The sequence below is a fragment of the Sphingomonas asaccharolytica NBRC 15499 genome, assembly GCF_001598355.1.
Classification (GTDB): domain Bacteria; phylum Pseudomonadota; class Alphaproteobacteria; order Sphingomonadales; family Sphingomonadaceae; genus Sphingomonas; species Sphingomonas asaccharolytica.
Genome location: NZ_BCYU01000172.1, coordinates 1 through 1575, shown reverse-complemented (window position 1 = coordinate 1575; position 1575 = coordinate 1). Strand labels below are relative to the sequence as shown.

The following is a 1575-nucleotide window of genomic DNA, read 5'->3' as shown; positions in this document are numbered from 1 at the left end:
GGGCGAAGTCGCGCAGGCTCGACCCGCCCGCCGCGATCGCCGAATCGAGCACCGCATGGATCTCGTGCACCAGTCGATCGAGCCGCGCGAGACTGATTCGGCCCGCTTCGCGCTTGGGAGAAATGCGCGCGGCATAGAGCGCCTCGCAGACATAGATATTGCCCAGGCCCGCCACGATCCGCTGATCGAGCAGCATCTGTTTGATCGACGCGAACCGGGTCTTGAGCGCGGCCTTGAGGTAGGGCGCGGTGAAATCGGGGCCAAGCGGCTCGGGGCCCAGCGCCTTGAACGCAGGGAAGTCCGCGATCCCCTCGGTCGGCACCAGGTCGACCGATCCGAATCGCCGCGGATCGTTGAGCACGACGCGGCGTCCGTCCTGGGTATCGATCACCAGATGATCGTGCGGGAGCAATTCGTGCGGATCGACTCGCCAGCGCCCCGACATGCCGAGATGGAAGATCATCGTGTCGCCGCGATCGGTCTCGATCAGCCCATATTTGGCGCGGCGCCCCAGCCCCGTCACCGTCGCCCCGGTCATCCGCTGCGCGAGGTCGGGCGGGAACGGCCGGCGCAGATCGCCGCGGCGCGTGACGACATGCGTCAGCCGCTGGTCCTTGAGCACGGGCTCCAGCCCGCGGACGGTGGTTTCGACTTCGGGGAGTTCAGGCATCGGCTCCTCATATCGTCATTCCGATGAAAGCGGGAATGACGAAGATAAGGGCGGGGATGACGGCGCGGGATTGCCTCGCTACAGCCCGCGCATGACCGATACCGTCTCCTTCGGCTACGAAGATGTCAGCCCCGAGGAAAAGACCCGCCGCGTCGGCGGCGTCTTCGCCAGCGTCGCGAGCAAATATGACGTGATGAACGACGCCATGTCGGGCGGACTGCATCGCGTGTGGAAGGACGTATTCGTCCGCCGCGTGAAGCCCCGGGCGGGCGAAGCAATCCTCGATATGGCCGGCGGCACTGGCGACATCGCGTTCCGCATGGAGAAATCGGGCGCCGCGATCACCGTCGCCGACATCAACCCGGCGATGCTGGAGGTCGGGATCGAGCGCGCCGCCAAGCGCGGCATCGACGGGCTGGTGTGGAGCGAGGCCAATGCCGAGACGCTGCAATGGCCTGATCGTTTTTTCGACGCCTATACGATCGCGTTCGGGATCAGGAACGTCACCGACATCCCCAAGGCGCTCAGGGAAGCGCATCGCGTACTCAAGCGCGGCGGGCGGTTCTTCTGCCTCGAATTCTCGACCACGTTGTGGCCGGGGTTCGGCGATATCTATGACGCTTATTCGCACCATATCGTGCCCAGGGTCGGCCAGGCGATCGCCGGCGATGCGGAGAGCTATCGCTATCTGATCGAATCGATCCGCCGCTTCCCCAGCATGGAGCGCTTCAAGGAAATGATCGGCGAGGCCGGCTTCGTCCAGGCCAAGGTCGAACCGATGCTCGGCGGACTGGTCGCGATCCATAGCGGCTGGAAGATTTGATGGGCGGCGTCAAAAAAGCCCCTCCCCTTCAGGGGAGGGGTTGGGGGTGGGGTAGTGCCTCAAGCCAGTCGCCCGCGGAAAG

The 1575-nt window shown here is 65.1% G+C and carries 2 protein-coding genes; one reads left to right on the top strand and one right to left on the bottom strand.

Annotation, left to right across the window (positions count from 1 at the left end; all coding sequences use genetic code 11):
- Positions 1-670: bifunctional DNA-formamidopyrimidine glycosylase/DNA-(apurinic or apyrimidinic site) lyase (mutM, locus tag SAS01S_RS21915; RefSeq protein WP_066813368.1), on the bottom strand; the 670-nt coding region annotated here is incomplete at its 3' end.
- Between the two features lie 91 nt (positions 671-761).
- Here mutM and SAS01S_RS21910 point away from each other — a divergent pair.
- Positions 762-1493 carry a class I SAM-dependent methyltransferase gene (locus tag SAS01S_RS21910; RefSeq protein WP_066813365.1) on the top strand — a complete coding sequence of 244 codons (732 nt, stop codon included), beginning with the start codon at positions 762-764 and terminating at the stop codon, positions 1491-1493.
- Positions 1494-1575 lie beyond the last annotated feature (82 nt).

Excerpts from the sequence above, each read along its gene's own strand:
- SAS01S_RS21910 (WP_066813365.1), top strand. The coding sequence starts at position 762 with ATGACCGATACCGTCTCCTTCGGCTACGAAGATGTCAGCCCCGAGGAA.